14 protein-coding genes and 1 pseudogene are annotated in these 13994 nt (G+C 72.1%); 7 read left to right on the forward strand and 8 right to left on the reverse strand.

Annotation, left to right across the window (positions count from 1 at the left end):
* Positions 1 to 72: 72 nt before the first annotated feature.
* Both LHJ74_RS07275 and LHJ74_RS07280 read right to left on the reverse strand, forming a co-directional pair.
* Entirely contained in the window at positions 73 to 1149 is a 1077-nt protein-coding gene (locus LHJ74_RS07275; protein WP_260216722.1) for a peptidoglycan recognition protein family protein, read from the reverse strand.
* Between the two features lie 352 nt (positions 1150 to 1501).
* Positions 1502 to 2119 carry a short chain dehydrogenase gene (locus tag LHJ74_RS07280; protein ID WP_260216723.1) on the reverse strand — a complete coding sequence of 206 codons (618 nt, stop codon included), beginning with the start codon at positions 2117 to 2119 and terminating at the stop codon, positions 1502 to 1504.
* A gap of 177 nt (positions 2120 to 2296) precedes the next feature.
* Here LHJ74_RS07280 and LHJ74_RS07285 point away from each other — a divergent pair, with 177 nt between their 5' ends.
* Positions 2297 to 3268, forward strand: a complete 972-nt coding sequence (locus tag LHJ74_RS07285; RefSeq protein WP_260216724.1) for a helix-turn-helix transcriptional regulator — start codon at positions 2297 to 2299, stop codon at positions 3266 to 3268.
* Here LHJ74_RS07285 and LHJ74_RS07290 read toward each other — a convergent pair.
* The 3 genes from LHJ74_RS07290 to LHJ74_RS07300 all read right to left on the reverse strand — a co-directional run bounded on the left by LHJ74_RS07290 (position 3228) and on the right by LHJ74_RS07300 (position 5882).
* The gene (locus LHJ74_RS07290; protein ID WP_260216725.1) at positions 3228 to 3968 is read right to left on the reverse strand and encodes a Clp protease N-terminal domain-containing protein; all 741 of its coding nucleotides are present in this window, start codon (positions 3966 to 3968) and stop codon (positions 3228 to 3230) included. The two genes, LHJ74_RS07285 and LHJ74_RS07290, sit on opposite strands and share 41 nt — an antisense overlap.
* 76 nt (positions 3969 to 4044) lie before the next feature.
* On the reverse strand, positions 4045 to 4515 hold the full coding sequence (locus LHJ74_RS07295; RefSeq protein ID WP_260216726.1) for a VOC family protein: 471 nt from the start codon (positions 4513 to 4515) through the stop codon (positions 4045 to 4047).
* A 116-nt stretch (positions 4516 to 4631) separates the two neighbouring features.
* Positions 4632 to 5882 carry an MFS transporter gene (locus tag LHJ74_RS07300; RefSeq protein WP_375546682.1) on the reverse strand — a complete coding sequence of 417 codons (1251 nt, stop codon included), beginning with the start codon at positions 5880 to 5882 and terminating at the stop codon, positions 4632 to 4634.
* 102 nt (positions 5883 to 5984) lie between these two features.
* Between LHJ74_RS07300 and LHJ74_RS07305 the strand changes: the two genes are divergently transcribed.
* Positions 5985 to 6875, forward strand: a complete 891-nt coding sequence (locus LHJ74_RS07305; RefSeq protein WP_260216727.1) for a LysR family transcriptional regulator — start codon at positions 5985 to 5987, stop codon at positions 6873 to 6875.
* On the forward strand, positions 6872 to 7123 hold the full coding sequence (locus LHJ74_RS07310) for a transposase (protein ID WP_260216728.1): 252 nt from the start codon (positions 6872 to 6874) through the stop codon (positions 7121 to 7123). The genes LHJ74_RS07305 and LHJ74_RS07310 overlap by 4 nt, the downstream gene beginning before the upstream one ends.
* Here the strand turns inward: LHJ74_RS07310 and LHJ74_RS07315 are convergent.
* Positions 7080 to 7631: pseudogene (locus tag LHJ74_RS07315) on the reverse strand (hypothetical protein). The gene LHJ74_RS07310 and the pseudogene LHJ74_RS07315 overlap by 44 nt on opposite strands.
* Positions 7632 to 7981: 350 nt before the next feature.
* Positions 7982 to 8548, reverse strand: coding sequence for a dirigent protein (locus tag LHJ74_RS07320; RefSeq protein ID WP_260216730.1), 567 nt, complete (start codon positions 8546 to 8548; stop codon positions 7982 to 7984).
* A gap of 566 nt (positions 8549 to 9114) precedes the next feature.
* On the opposite strand from LHJ74_RS07320, the gene LHJ74_RS07325 reads away from it, so the two are divergent.
* The 4 genes from LHJ74_RS07325 (at position 9115) to LHJ74_RS07340 (ending at position 13174) form a co-directional block, all read left to right on the forward strand.
* Complete coding sequence (locus tag LHJ74_RS07325; protein WP_260216731.1) at positions 9115 to 10176, forward strand: alpha/beta hydrolase; 1062 nt, start codon at positions 9115 to 9117, stop codon at positions 10174 to 10176.
* Entirely contained in the window at positions 10169 to 11047 is an 879-nt protein-coding gene (locus tag LHJ74_RS07330; protein WP_260216732.1) for an MFS transporter, read from the forward strand. Before LHJ74_RS07325 ends, LHJ74_RS07330 begins: the two co-directional genes overlap by 8 nt.
* Before the next feature lie 103 nt (positions 11048 to 11150).
* Positions 11151 to 12506 carry a sensor histidine kinase gene (locus tag LHJ74_RS07335; RefSeq protein WP_260216734.1) on the forward strand — a complete coding sequence of 452 codons (1356 nt, stop codon included), beginning with the start codon at positions 11151 to 11153 and terminating at the stop codon, positions 12504 to 12506.
* Positions 12503 to 13174: a response regulator gene (locus LHJ74_RS07340; RefSeq protein ID WP_260216735.1), complete on the forward strand. Its 672-nt coding sequence runs from the start codon at positions 12503 to 12505 to the stop codon at positions 13172 to 13174. Before LHJ74_RS07335 ends, LHJ74_RS07340 begins: the two co-directional genes overlap by 4 nt.
* 42 nt (positions 13175 to 13216) lie before the next feature.
* Here the strand turns inward: LHJ74_RS07340 and LHJ74_RS07345 are convergent, their stop codons facing one another.
* Positions 13217 to 13993, reverse strand: coding sequence for a class I SAM-dependent methyltransferase (locus LHJ74_RS07345; protein ID WP_260216736.1), 777 nt, complete (start codon positions 13991 to 13993; stop codon positions 13217 to 13219).
* Position 13994 lies beyond the last annotated feature (1 nt).

The raw sequence follows: 13994 nt of genomic DNA on the forward strand, positions 1-13994 counted from the left end.
GCTCCGGCCCGGCCCGGTCCCGGCGCTCTCACGCGCCGGGACCGGGCCGCCGGTTCCCCGGCGCGGCGCCCGTCAGGCGAGGAGGCGCTTCCAGTCCAGCGTGGAGAGCTCGCTTCCCGCCCCGGCCCGCTCGCGGCCCGCGCTGCGGCGAAGCGTCTCGACCGCCTTGGCGACCTCGTCCGTCCCGCCCGCCCGTACCCGCCCCGGCGTGATCAGCGGCCACAGGTCCGAGCCGAGATAGCCGGTCTCGTCCACCTTGCTGTGGTGCAGCGCGGCGCAGGCGTGCTGCTCGATGTCGTGCGTGTCCGCGAGTGTGGCCACCGCCCGCCTGGTGGAAGCGCCGAAGACGCCGTCTACCGGCAGATCCGCGAAGCCCTTCGCACGCAGCAGGTGCTGTGCGGCACGTACTCGGGCACCGGTGTCGCCCGGTCGCAGCAGCGGCCAGACGGCCGGGGCGACGGAGCGTACGCCGAGCGTGCCCGCCACCGCGTCCCGCAGTTCCTGGAGCCGGCCGTACAGCACCTCGCCGGGGCACTCGGTGGAGTTGAAGTCCCGGTGGCCCATGATGTGTTCGACCGGCCGCCCGTACTGCCCGGCGATCCAGGCGACCAGTCCGACCAGCGAGTCCCACAGCGCTTTGGGGACGTCCACCTCGGTGTAGAGGCCCTCGTTCTCGATACCGATGATCTCGCTGTTGTGCCCGCCGACGTTGGCGCCCTGCACATGCCGGGTGCCTCCGCGTACGACGTCCAGGCTCTCGTGACGGCCTTCGAGGACGAAGCCGCCCCGGCTGTTGGTGAACTGCTGGCCGCTGTCGGCCCAGCCGTTGCTGTCCATGTGGTAGGTCTGGATGTTCCGGCAGATCTCCATCGCGTGCTCGAGGGAGTAGTCCTCGCTGTTGCCCGGCGAGGCCGTGTGGTGCACGACGACGTACGTCGGTACGTGGTCCAGGATGTTGATCCCGCTCGACGGCGGGCGCGCACCCCACTCGGCGGTGGTGTAGACGCGGGGCTCGGGGGCGGCGGCGCCGGTGCTGCGGGTCGCGGCGCTCGCGAGGCCCGCGCCGGTCAGCCCGAGCGCTCCAGCGGCTCCGACGGTCAGCCCGCCGCGCAGCAGGGCGCGGCGGTCGAAGTGTGGTTGTACGGCCATCTTCCGGTCTCCTTCGGCAGTGGGGGGTGGGACAAACCGTGGGGGGAGTCCCGTTGTTGCCAGGGAAGCCTGTGCTCGCGGCGATGCGAGGCGGCGCGGTGTGGTGCCTGCTGGCTGGTTACGCGCGTAGCTAGTAAAGCCAGAACGCCATGTACGCGACAACCCTCCGAACGCAACTGGACCACTTCTCCTCGGTGAACTGAGAGAAACCCTCACCGCGAATCCCCCGCAGCCGACCGAATCGGACAGGGCCTCCCGATCGTCAGTGAAGCCGCGCCCCGCCCGCTCCCGCCTCAGCCACACCCCGCCCGATCCGTACGTTCCCCCGTACGGCCGCCTCGTCCCGCCGGCGCTACGGCCGCTCCTCGCCAGAGGGGATGGTGAGCGTGCGGCCCTGCGCGGTGCCTTCGACCGCGTCGACATAGCGCCGGGCGACCTCGGCTGCCGGGGTGCCGCCGGCCGGGTCCATGCCCAGGGAGACCAGGGTTTCGCGCACCCAGCCGGGACTGACCGTGTTCAGCCGCAGGCCGCGCGGCAGCTCGACGGAGGCGGGGTGCACGAACGCCTCCAGTGCCGAGTTGATCAGATAGGTCATCGAGCTCCCCGGTACCGGCCCTGGGAACTGCCCGCTCGACAGCGTGATCGACCCCTCGTCCCGCAACTGGGAGAGCGCGCGCCGGACCAGGTTGACCTGGCCGGTCAGTTTCCCGTCCATGCCGCGCCAGAAGTCCGTGTCGGACGCCGTGTCCAGCGGCGTCAGCCCGCCGCTCGCCGCACAGCAGACCACCGCGTCGACGGGCCCCGTACGCCCGGCCGTCGTGAACAGCGCGTCGATCGAGTCCGCGTCCGTCATGTCCACTCGTACCGGGCCGCGCCGGGCCGCGCGTACGACCTCGTGCTGCCGTGCCTCCAGCGCGTCGGCGACCGCGCTGCCGATGGTGCCCGTCGCCCCGATCACGATGACCTTCATGATGTTCCGTCCTGTCCGCGCTGTCCTGTGGGCACGTGCTGCCCCGGAACCAGGCTGGGCCGGCGCGTCCACCCGGCCCAGCCCCCCACCCGGGGTACCCGCACCGGAGGTACTCCCGCCGTGGGTACACCTGGCAGGTACAGGCTCAGAGGGAGCACGTCCGGGACAATGGCGGGTATGGACACACGCCCGGACCTCGGTGAGTTCCTGCGCTCGCGCCGCGCCCGGCTGACGCCCGGCGACGCCGGGCTCCCCACCTACGGTGGCCAGCGGCGCGTGCCCGGTCTCCGCCGGGAGGAACTGGCGCAGCTCGCCGGGGTCAGCCCCGGCTACTACACGCGGCTGGAACAGAACCTGAGCCCCAACGTCTCGGATGCCGTGCTCGATGCCGTCGCCCGCGTACTGCGCCTGGACGCCGCCGAACGGTCCCACCTCTACACGCTGGTCCGCCCCCAGGCGCGCCCCCGACCGGCGGCACCGGCCCGGCCCGAACGGGTGCGGCCCGGCGTACGGGTCATGATCGAGTCGTTCGGGACGGTGCCCGCACTGGTCATGGGGCGATTCCTGGACGTCCTCGCGTGGAACCCCATGGCGCACGCGGTGCTGGCCGGGCACCTCGACTTCGCCGCGCCGGACCGCCCCGCCGACCGCCCCAACATCGCCAGCCTGCTCTTCCTCGACCCCCGCACACGCGAGCTGTACGGGGACTGGATCCGTAAGGCGCGGGCCACCGTCGCCGACCTGCGGCTCATCTCCGGCCGCTGGCCCGACCACCCGCGCCTGACCCGGCTGCTCGGCGAACTGACCGAGGGGAGCCCGGAGTTCGCCGAGCTGTGGGCTGCCCATTCGGTGGGAGACTGCGGCACCGACACCCGCACGTACCACCACCCGGTGGTCGGCAGCATGGCGATCCGGGCGGAGTTGATGGTGCTCCCGGAGGACGACGGCCAGCGGGTGGCGGTGCTCAACGCGGAGCCGGGCTCGCCCTCCGCATCCGCCCTCCGCATGCTGGCCGGGCTGACCGGGGCAGCCGCCGGGGTTCGGTCCCCGCCGGTCCCGTTCCCCTTGCCGGTCCCGGTCCCGGCTTCGGCCCCGGTCCCGGCCCCGGTCAGTCCGCCGACTGATCCAGGACCGCGAGTACCGAGGTGATGTGGGCCTCGGCGGCGGCCTTGTCGAGGCCGAGACCGGCGAGCGTTCCCGCACCCGTGGCGTCCTCGTGCTCCAGCAGCGCGAGCAGGATGTGTTCGGTGCCGATGAAGTTGTGCCCCAGCCGCAGCGCTTCCCGGAAGGTGAGTTCCAGCGCCTTGCGCGCCTGAGCCGCGTACGGGATGAGGTCGGGCACCCGGTCGGCCTTCGGGGGCAGCGCCCCGCCCATCGCCTCCCGGACGGACTCCGGCGTCACGCCCTGCGTGCCCATCGCCTGTGCGGCGAGCGCGTCCGGCTCGCTCAGGAGGCCCAGCACGAGGTGTACGGGGTGGATTTCGTCGTTGCCCGCCGCACGGGCCTCGTTCTGCGCCGCCATCATGACGTTCTTCGCCCGTACGGTGAAGCGGCTGAAGCCCTGACTGGGGTCGAGGTCCAGCGGCTGGCCGGAGTCCTTCGTCACGAACCGCTTCTGCGCCGCCTGCTTTGTGACGCCCATGCTCCTGCCGATGTCCGTCCAGGACGCGCCGGAGCGCCTTGCCTGGTCCACGAAGTGGCCGATCAGGTGGTCGGCCACGTCGCCGAGGTGATCGGCGGCGATGACCGCGTCGGACAGCTGGTCCAGGGAGTCGGAGTGGACCTTCTTGATGGCCTCGATCAGGTCGTCGAGGCGGACGGGATGCGCGAGCCGCATGGGATTCTCCATGCGTCAACCATAAGTTGACGACCGCTCATCGTCAACCTTCAGTTGACGATAGTGGGAGCGGTGAGGGCGGGCCGGCTCAGGGGGCGGAGATGAGGGGCGGGTCCTGGACGCCGAAGACCCAGGGCGCCAGGACGAGGAGCCAGCCGTCGGGATCCTCGAAGAGGACCGCGCCGCGCTCCGGCCAGTACGGGTTGGCCGCCTCGACGGGGGTGTGGCCGTGCGCGGTGAGCCGACGTACCGCCGCCGCGAGGGCCTCCGGGCCGTGCAGATAGAGCACGAGCTGGTTCTCCGGGTGCGCCTCGGGAATGTGCGGCGGGTCTCCGTGCTGGGTGATCTCCATGTGTACGGGGGTGCCGGGGAGCCCGAGCACGATGCCGTCGTAGCCGGCGTGCCCGCGCCACTGCGCGAGCACCGGCAGACCGAGTACGTCGCGGTAGAAGACGAGCACCTCGCCGTACCTCGCGGTCGGCCGGGCGAAGCGGACGGCGCCGACATCGAGGTGTGCGGGCCAGGAGAGCGAGGAGCCGGAGGAGTCGGAGGGGGTCATGCCGTGATCCTCGCAAGGGAGGTCGGGCCCGGCATCCGGCATTCGCATGAGGGGGAGCCGGTCGCGGGGCGTACGACCGGGGCCGACCTCGGCAGGGGCGGTCGGTGCGCCCCTCCTCAGGCGCGCGTCCCCGCTGGCGCGCGGCCGGTGAGCGCCGCCGCCGTCGCGCCGGCGGCCAGGGCGCCTGCCAGCCAGGTCACTGACGCGACCCCCACGCCGTCGGCGAGCAGCCCGCCCGTCAGCGCGCCGAGAGCGATCGAGCCGTTGAAGACACCCACGAAGAGGGACGAGGCCGCCTCCCGCTGCTCCGGCGCCGACGCCATCAGCCAGGTCTGCGCGCCCACCGACACCCCGCCGTACGCCACACCCCACACCGCCAGCACCACCACCGCGCCCGCCACGGAACCGCCCAGCGCGGGGAGCAGCAGTACCGCCGCCGCCAGCACCGCGCTGAGCGCGGCGACCGTCGTACGCGGAGAGCGCGCGGCCAGCGTGCCGGAGGCGAAGTTGCCCGCGACGCCCGCGACTCCGTACACCAGCAGCAGAGTGCCGACCAGTGCCGGGCCGACCCCGGCGACGTCCTCCAGCACGGGCCGGACGTAGGTGTACGCGGCGAAGTGCGCGGTGACGAGCAGCGCGACCACGGTCAGTCCGGTACGCAGCCGGGGCTCGCGGAGCAGCCGCAGCACCCCGCCCAGCCGTACGGCACGCTCGGCGGGCAGGCGTGGCAGCAGTACGGTCAACGCCGCCGCCACCAGCAGCGCCAGCCCCCCGGCACCTGCGAACGCGGCGCGCCAGCCCGCCAGATCACCGAGATAGGTGCCCGCCGGCACGCCCAGCACGGAGGCGACGGCGACCCCGCTGAAGATCAACGAGGTTGCCGAGGCCACCGACTTCGCCGGTACGAGCCGTACGGCGAGCCCGGCCGCCAGCGTCCACACGCCGCCCATTCCGAAGCCCACAAGCACCCGTGCCAGCACCATGACCGCGAAGTTCGGCGACCAGGCCGCCAGCAGATTCGCCGCCGCGAGCAGCGTCATCAGGGCGACGAGCAGCGTGCGCCGGTCGCGCCGTCCGACGGTGAGCGTGATCAGCGGTGCGGACAGCGCCGCCAGCACGCCGGTGATCGTCAGGGTCAGGCCCGCCGTGCCCTCCGACACGCCGAGGGCCCGCCCCATCGGGGTGAGCAGGCCCACCGGCAGCATCTCGGAGGTGACCACGGTGAACGTGCTGAGCGCCACGGCGCCCACCGCGAGCCAGCCGCGCGGAGGTGTGGCGCCCGTTGACGGGCGGGGCGGTGATGTGGCGGGTTCCGCCGGGGTGTCGGTCCGGCCTGCGGCTTCCGCGCTCTGCGCACTCTTGGACATGGCCCCAGGGAAGCCGCGAACGCTCTCGGGAACAACGGTGAGTTCCTCATCCTTCTATGAGCTGGGCTCATTGATCGGCGAGGAGGGAGTGAGGGGAGCCGTATGAGCGGTGTGGAGGTACGGGAGCTGGAGTGCTTCCTGGTGCTCGCCGAGGAACTGCACTTCGGGCGTACCGGCGAGCGGCTCTATGTCTCGCAGAGCCGGGTCAGCCAGCTCCTGCGTGCGCTGGAGCACCGGATCGGCACCCGGCTCGTCGACCGCACCAGCCGCCGCGTGCGGCTCACCCCCTTCGGGGAGGGTTTCCTCGCCTCGTTGCGTCCCGCCTACGACAATCTGCGCCTCACCGTCGAGGACGCCCGCAGTGCGGCGCGCGGAGTGAGGGGGCGGCTGCGCGTCGGATTCCAGGGGACGGTGCACGGCGCCGTGATGACGGCGATCACCGCCTTCCAGACGCACTGCCCGGAGTGCGACACGGACATCGTGGAGATCCCGCTCTCGGACCCTTTCGGCCCGCTGCGGCGCCAGGAGGTCGACCTCGCGGTCGTGCTGCTGCCGCTGGCGGAGAAGGGGCTCACGCTCGGTCCGGTGTTCTCGAAGCAGCCGCAGCACCTCGCGGTGTCCGCCGACCATCCGCTCGCGGCACGGGAGTCGCTGACGGCGGAGGATCTCGCCGAGGTCCCGCTCATCCCGGTCGCCGGACCGGCGCCCGGATACTGGCGCCGGGCGCACGCCCCCTCCCGTACGCCGGGCGGCGCGCCCGTCCGGCATGAGACGGCCGTACGTACGCTCCAGGAGGGCCTGACCCTGATCGCCGCCGGACGCGGTGCGATGCTGCTGTGCGGGCCGACCGCCGAGTACGCGGGGGCGCGCGGCATCCGCTTCGTCCCGGTCGCCGGTCTGCCGGACTCCGCCCTCGGCCTGATCTGGCCCCAGGGCAAGGAGACGGCGCACACCCGGGCCTTCTCGGCGGCCCTGTCGGCCACCCTGCGGTGAACTGCTCCTGCGTCCTTACCTTCCTCGCGCTGGTGTTGGCGATCGTCAAACGCAGCGACGACATGCGCGGCTTCGTGGTGCTGCCCAAGCGGTGGATCGTCGAGCGCCTCTTCGCGTGGCTGATGCGTACCCGCCGCCTGGCACGCGACTACGAGCGGCGCACCACCAGTGCCGAGGCGATGGTCTACTGGTCGATGACCCTGCTCATGACCCGCCGCCTTGCCCGCTCACGCCCGCAGCAGGCGTGAACCGGCCCGGCGCGGGCTCGGCCAGCCAGCCGCGCGCGACCAGTCGTTTCGCCTTCGACCGCAGCGCCTCCACCCGCGCCGGCACCACGTCCATGCCGAACGCTGCGGCCATCTCCTGGCAGGTCAGCGGCCCTTGACCCAGCCGACACCGGTCCGCGAGCAATTCCAGGATGCGCTGGTAGTCCACCGACAGCACCGACCTGTCCAGCCCCTCACGCCACACCGGCACCTGCGGCTTCGCCTTGGCTGCATCCGGCACCTGCGCGGTCTTTCCGGCCTGCTCCTCGGCGGCCTGCGCGGTCCGGTCGGCCCGGGCGTGGTCCTGCCCGGTCTCGTCCGCCGGGGCCAGCACTTCGCCGACCCGCGAGCGGGCGATGGCTCACTCCTTCCATTCCCGCTCGGCCACGGCCAGTTCGGCCTGGATACGGTCGGCCTCCTCCCGTAGCTCGTCTACGCGACGGCGAGCACCCAGCTCACGCTGTTCCAGCAGCCCGACCACCGACGGTATCCGCGACCTCCCAGGGAGCAACAGCACGACAGGCCACTACTCCCACGGGACCGCCGACCCTACGCCCGACCAGCGGAAACGCAGCCCTCAGGTCCGGAAAGACAACAGCCAAAGCTGTTGTCTTTCCAAAGCGGTCAACCTCGTCCGCGTGTCCGGGGCATCGCGTCGGGCCGTCGTCCTCGCCTTCGGCAGCCTCGGCGGCGCGCTGGGCAGGGACATCGAGCAGCAGTGTGTTCAGCGCCAGGACCGCCAGGCCACAGCAGCCTTGGCCCACCACGATAAACGACTGGACGATCATGGTCCGGGGCGTCCCATGTGGCGAAGTCATAGCCGGATTCCCGGCGGTACGGTCAGTGGCCGGTCACGTGGAACGTGAGTTCCCACGTCGACGCCGTCAGGACTCTCAGTGTCATCTGGCCATGCGCATTACGGAACTTCCCGGTGCCGCCCGTGATCGCATTGGTCACCGGACTCGGCGTCGGAATCCCTGCCTGCTCGCCCTGAACGGCGATCTGTCCCCCCTCCAGTACAGCGGTCAGCGAGCACTCCCCGGCGTTGCGTTGCAGGTCGTTGATGACGCAGAACCCGCCAAAGCGGCCAACGGGGCGATCTCCCGGTCTCGAGCGCAGGTTTCCGCTGAAGACGAACTGGTCGCCGACACTGCGGCCCTGCGCGCCCAGATCCAGCTCTTCGCCGACCTGCAGATTCGCTGTCACACGGATGGTGCGGCCGCCTCTCACCGGGGCATCCTTCGCCTGCGACCCGCCGTCCTTCGACACCGTGGGCGGCGCCGGGGCCTGGGTGTGGTCCTGCCTGCCCCCGGGAGGGCCTCCGCCACTGAGTGTCAGCGACACCACGACGGCGGCGCCTGTCGCCAGAGCGGCATGCCGCATTCGCTGCCTGCCGGTTTTCATCATGCCCTCCTGTTCCCCAGGACCAGAAGAAGTGAGGCTCTGTCACTCTCCATGCGAGCCCCCTCCTTCTTCCCCTGTCAGTTGACCTGCAAAGAAATGCTGCTTTTCACCGTAATGCGGCAGGGTGAGGTGCGCCGCTGGGCGCGGCCGTTCGGGTACTTCCCCCTCCGCCCCGGCGATGGGGAATGGGTCGAAGCCGGCCATCATCCGTGGCTGAGTAAGCCGACGAGTATGAAGACCACCGAAGCCGTCCGGGACCGGCTCCGCGTCCTCGCCGAGGAGCGCGGGACCAGCATCACCGAGCAACCGCGTACAACTGCGACAACAGGCCTCCTTGCGCTCGGCTTCACCAACCTTCGAGCTGCGCAGGAGGTCCTGCCTTTTCTCGGTACGACAACGGCTTCTTACTCCCTGAGCGCTTGCACCCTGAGCGCTTGCACCCCGTACCGGTCATACCTGAGAGCCAGGCGCGAGGTGGGCTCCGTAGCGGGACGCGGTTGACCTGCTGTGATTCGTAAGTTCTCTGCCATGACCGGCCGCTGGGGCCGGGGTGGCGGAGGGGGTAAGCGATGGGGCTGCGGCTGCGAGGCTGGTGGGAGCGGGGCGGGCGGCTGCGCAGGGGAGTGCTTGCCACGATCGTGGCGGCGGCCGTCGTGGTGCCGCTGTCCGGTGCCGGGCAGGCGCGGGCGACGCCCGCACCCGCACCGCCCCGGCTTCCCGCCCTCACCGCCGCCAATCTGGCGGAGCACTACGCGGCCGACCGCGCCGCGGCCCGCGCCGCCGCCCGGATGGCACAGACCCACGGAGACGGCGAGCGGGCAGCGAACCTCTACGCACTCGCCTCCCCCCAGCGCCAGTTGCTCGCCTTCGACGGCCGGGGCGACGGCCGCGCCGTCGAGGTGCTTGGCGAGCTGGCGACCGCCGACCGCATCGCCGTCCTGGTGCCAGGCGCCGATACCACCGTGGACACCTTCGATCCGTCCGAGGGCACCGACAACCCCGCCAAGTCGCTTGCCGGTGCGGCCCGTTCTCTGTACGCGGAGGCCCGGCGGCAGGCCCCGCGCGCGCGTGTCGCCGTGGTGGCCTGGCTGGGTTACGACACTCCGGGGACGGTCAGCACGGAGGCCCTGACCACCGGCCGCGCCGACGACGGGGCCGTGGAACTGCGGAGCTTCATCAACTCATTGCGCCACGTCACCGCTCCGGACGCACGGTTCGCGCTGCTGTGCCACTCGTACGGCTCGGCAGTCTGCGGGCGTGCTGCCGATGAGCTTCCGGCGGCAACAGCCCGCGGGCGGGGTGCGGCTGCGGTCGATCGGGCGGTTACCGACATCGCCTTCTTCGGCAGCCCTGGCACGGGTGCCGAGAGCGCCGACGCGCTCGGCACCGAGGCCCGTGTCTGGGCCGGGCGGGGTGGCGACGACTGGATAGAGCACGTCCCCCATGCCGGCCCCGACCTGCTCGGTACGCACCTGGGGCTCGGCCCCGACCCGCTCTCCGGCGACTTCGGCGCCCGCCGCTTCGCCGCCGGAGACGGCGGGCACAGCGACTATCTGCGCCCCGGATCGGAGTCGCTGCGCAACCTCGCTCGGATCGCGCGCGGTGAATCATCGGCGGTCGGCCATGGTTGAACGGCGCGGGCAGGACGGCGCCACCGGGGCGCCGGGCGCGCTCGCGCTACTCGCCCTGGTTCTCGTCCTCGGGGGTTGGCTGCTCGCGGCATCGCGCCAGGGCGACGTGCAACTGGACGGGGCCGGCTCGCTGACCTGGCTGCCGGCACTGGCCCCGGCTTCCTGGGTGCTGTACCCCCTCGCCGTCCTGTTCCTGCTCGGCGGCTATACCGCCGTACGCAGTCAGGCCCACGCCCAGGGAGCGCCGTACGGAGCATGGCTGCGGGGGTGGCTCGGCCGTGCCGCGCGGCCGGTCCTGGCACTGCTGGTGGCGTGGGCCGCGTCGGCGGTATCACTTGTCACGATCGGCGCGGACGGCGGGACTGTTCACACCCTGTTGACGATGGTGGTCGCACCCCTGTGGTTCCTGCCGGTCCTCGGCGTACTGATCGCGATCACACCCCTGACCGCCCGATTGAATCCGCTCTGGCCGCTGGCCGTGGTGCTCCATGCCGACCTGTACCGCTCCGGCCACGAGAGCACCCCGGAATGGCTCAGCTGGACCAACGTCCTGGCGGTCTGGCTGGTCCCGTACTGTCTGGGCGCCTCCTGGGCGCACGGCGCGTTCGCCCGCGCTCGTACGGCTGCCGCGCTGCTGGCCGTGGGCGCGGCGGGCTTCACAGGTCTGGTGCTGTGGGCCGGCGCCTCCCCCACCGAGCCGCCCGGCCTCCAGCCGCCCAGCTTGACCGTTGTCTTCCTCGGTCTCGCTCAGTGCGGGGGAGCACTGCTGCTGCGCGGGCCCCTGCGAAGGTGGCTCGCCCGCCCTGCCGGAGCGCGGCGGTGGCCCTGGCGCGGAGCCGGTGGGGCACCTCTTCACCGGTCGACGGTATGAGCGCTTCCACCGTCCTTCCGTGGTCTCCGCGCCGACGGATGGAGAACGCCGCGGGCGCCGCGGGGAGGCGGGGGCCGTGATGCTGCCGCCTAGACTCCCCGCCATGGCCAGGGAGAAGATCACCGGGTGGCTGCGCCATGCGGCGGGCGGGCTGCGGGAGGACCTGCTGCGGGCACCCGTGCTGCCCATGCCCCCCATGGCCGGGCCGCGCCTGCTGCGCAGGCTGCCGCACGTGTTCTTCGGTGCCCTGGCGCTGGTGCTGCTGACCAGCGCCGTGCAGTTCCAGGACGCCTACGGGGTCGCGAGCGGCCCAGCGACGGTGCTCGGGCTCGGCCACTCCGCAGCCGTCGCGCTCGGTCTGTACCGGCCGATGCTGGGCTGGTGGCTCTCGATCGCCGTCTTCGTCGCCGGCGCCGCGGCGACGGCCCCGCCCGCCGACCCCAGCGCGGTCTGGCCCTGGCCCGTGGCCGGGCTCTTCGCGCACACCGCCGTGCAACTGCTGCTGTCACTCCGCGTACCGGCGCGGGTGACCGCGCAGACGCTGTCCGCCGCGCTGCTGCTGACGGTGGCGATCAACGCGCGCGGCCCCGGAGGGGAGTACTCGGACAGCGTCGTCTTCGCGGCTGCCCTGTTCTCCCTCGCAGCCGTCATCGGCGTCTCGATGCACCGGGCGCGCGAGGCGCGTCAGCAGCTGCGGGCGCAAGAGACGCTGACCGCCGAGGAACGCGCCCGGCGCACGCTCCTGGAGGAGCGCAGCCGCATCGCGCGCGAGTTGCACGACGTCGTCGCGCACCACATGTCGGTGATCTCCATCCAGGCGGAGGCCGCGCCGTACCGGGTGCAGGATCCGCCTGAGGAACTCACCCGCAGTTTCACCGTGATCCGCTCCAACGCGTTGGAGGCGCTGGCCGAACTGCGCCGGGTGCTCGGCGTCCTGCGCTCCGAGGAGCACGGCGGGCGCCCGTCCGACGGCACCCCCGACGCCCCGCAGCCCTCACTGGACCGGCTCGACGACCTGGTCGCCAACGTCCGTACGGCCGGGCTGGACGTACGGACCAACGTCACCGGCGAGCCCCGCCTCCTGCCGCCGGGCGTCGAGCTGTCGGTCTACCGCATCGTGCAGGAGGCGCTGAGCAACGCGCTGCGTCACGCGGCGGGCTCGCGGGTGCGGGTGGAGATCGCGCACGGGCCGGACGGCATACGGGTGAGCGTCGCCAACACCGCGCCACGCCAGCCGCCCGAGCCCTCGCCGGGCGCCGGTCACGGACTGCTGGGCATGCGGGAACGCGCCACCATGCTCGGCGGTGAGCTCGCCGCCGGACCAGGCCCGGACGGTGGCTTCCAGGTCACCGCCTTCCTCCCCGTTCATCAGGAAGCGGCCGACCACCCCGACGCACATGCCCCTCCCGCCGGCGCCCGCAACGCCGACCCCCGCAACCCAGAAGGAGAACGCGAATGACGGTGGAGACGATCCGCGTCGTGATCGCCGACGACCAGATGATGGTGCGCGAGGGCTTCTCCGTGCTGCTCAACGCGCAGCCGGGCATCGAGGTCGTCGGCCACGCGGAGGACGGCCGGGAGGCCGTCACCCAGGCCGCCGCGCTCCGCCCGGACGTCATGCTCATGGACATCCGGATGCCGGAGCTGAACGGCATCGAGGCCACGCGGCAGATCGCGGCCCGGTCCGGCGAGACCACCCGCGTCCTCGTACTGACCACCTTCGATCTGGACGAGTACGTCTACGACGCGCTGCGTGCCGGAGCCAGCGGTTTCCTGCTCAAGGACGCCTCCGCCGGGCAGCTCGCCGAGGCGGTAAGGGTGGTGGCGGCGGGCGAGGCGCTGCTCGCGCCGAACATCACGCGGCGGCTGATCGCCGAGTTCGCCCAGCAGGGCACGGTACGCGGGCCGCGCGTGGAGCGGCTGGGCACACTCACCGAGCGTGAGACGGAGGTGCTGTCGCTGATCGCACAGGGCCTGTCGAACGGCGAGATCGCCGCCCGGCTGGTGGTCGCCGAGCAGACGGTGAAGACTCATGTGGGGCGCATCCTGGTCAAGCTCGGACTGCGCGACCGTACGCAGGCGGCGGTCTTCGCGTACGAGGCGCGGCTCGTTACTCCGGGCGGCTGAGCCGCGTCACCCGATTGCAGGCACATCACCCGGCCGGGCTCCTCACCCGGCGGGCTTGCGGGCCTCGATCAGGTAGCGGGTCGCATGGGCGACGAAGGGGCCTTCCGTTGCGAGCCGGTCGTGCAGCTCGCCCAGCCGCTCCCGGTAGGCGCCGACCGTGAAGCCGGGCACCATCCAGATCACCTTGCGCAGGAAGTAGATCACCGCGCCGATGTCGAAGAACTCGGAGCGCAGCGTCTCCATCCGCAGATCCCTGACCTCCAGACCGGCTTCTCCCGCCGCCCGCCGGGCATCGTCGGGGTGGCGGCTGTGCCGTACCTCCTCGGACTGCGGCCCAAGAAAGTACTCGACCAGCTCGAACATGCTCGCGGGGCCGACATGCTGCGCCAGATACGTACCACCGGGCAGCAGTACCCGGGCGATCTCGTCCCACCAGACGGTCACCGGGTGCCGGCTGGTCACCAGGTCGAACGCGGCGTCGGCGAACGGCAGCGGCGGTTCGTCCGGGTCCGCCACCACGACGGCTCCACGCGGGTGCAGCAGCTGTGTGGCCTTCGCGAGGTTCGGTGGCCAGAACTCCGTGGCGGCCATCGCCGCAGGGAAGCGCGGTGCCTCGGCGAGGACTTCGCCGCCGCCCGTCTGGATGTCCAGTGCGGCGGACGCCTCGGCCAGCCGCCCGCTCATCACGCGCTGGTACCCCCAGGAGGGCCGCTGCTCGGTGGCGCGGCCGTCCAGCCAGGAGAAGTCCCACCCCTCCACGGGTGCGGCTTCGGCCTCGGCCGCAAGGTCCTCGAACGTACGTGATCTCTGGGACGCCATG

The organism is Streptomyces gossypii (assembly GCF_025165795.1).
Classification (GTDB): Bacteria; Actinomycetota; Actinomycetes; order Streptomycetales; family Streptomycetaceae; genus Streptomyces; species Streptomyces gossypii.

Coding starts and splice junctions, on each gene's coding strand:
- LHJ74_RS07275 (WP_260216722.1), bottom strand. CDS start 1,149: ATGGCCGTACAACCACACTTCGACCGCCGCGCCCTGCTGCGCGGCGGG.
- LHJ74_RS07335 (WP_260216734.1), top strand. CDS start 11,151: ATGGCCAGGGAGAAGATCACCGGGTGGCTGCGCCATGCGGCGGGCGGG.
- LHJ74_RS07330 (WP_260216732.1), top strand. CDS start 10,169: ATGGTTGAACGGCGCGGGCAGGACGGCGCCACCGGGGCGCCGGGCGCG.
- LHJ74_RS07320 (WP_260216730.1), bottom strand. CDS start 8,548: ATGATGAAAACCGGCAGGCAGCGAATGCGGCATGCCGCTCTGGCGACA.
- LHJ74_RS07300 (WP_375546682.1), bottom strand. CDS start 5,882: ATGTCCAAGAGTGCGCAGAGCGCGGAAGCCGCAGGCCGGACCGACACC.
- LHJ74_RS07280 (WP_260216723.1), bottom strand. CDS start 2,119: ATGAAGGTCATCGTGATCGGGGCGACGGGCACCATCGGCAGCGCGGTC.
- LHJ74_RS07345 (WP_260216736.1), bottom strand. CDS start 13,993: ATGGCGTCCCAGAGATCACGTACGTTCGAGGACCTTGCGGCCGAGGCC.
- LHJ74_RS07325 (WP_260216731.1), top strand. CDS start 9,115: ATGGGGCTGCGGCTGCGAGGCTGGTGGGAGCGGGGCGGGCGGCTGCGC.
- LHJ74_RS07295 (WP_260216726.1), bottom strand. CDS start 4,515: ATGACCCCCTCCGACTCCTCCGGCTCCTCGCTCTCCTGGCCCGCACAC.
- LHJ74_RS07285 (WP_260216724.1), top strand. CDS start 2,297: ATGGACACACGCCCGGACCTCGGTGAGTTCCTGCGCTCGCGCCGCGCC.
- LHJ74_RS07305 (WP_260216727.1), top strand. CDS start 5,985: ATGAGCGGTGTGGAGGTACGGGAGCTGGAGTGCTTCCTGGTGCTCGCC.
- LHJ74_RS07290 (WP_260216725.1), bottom strand. CDS start 3,968: ATGGAGAATCCCATGCGGCTCGCGCATCCCGTCCGCCTCGACGACCTG.
- LHJ74_RS07340 (WP_260216735.1), top strand. CDS start 12,503: ATGACGGTGGAGACGATCCGCGTCGTGATCGCCGACGACCAGATGATG.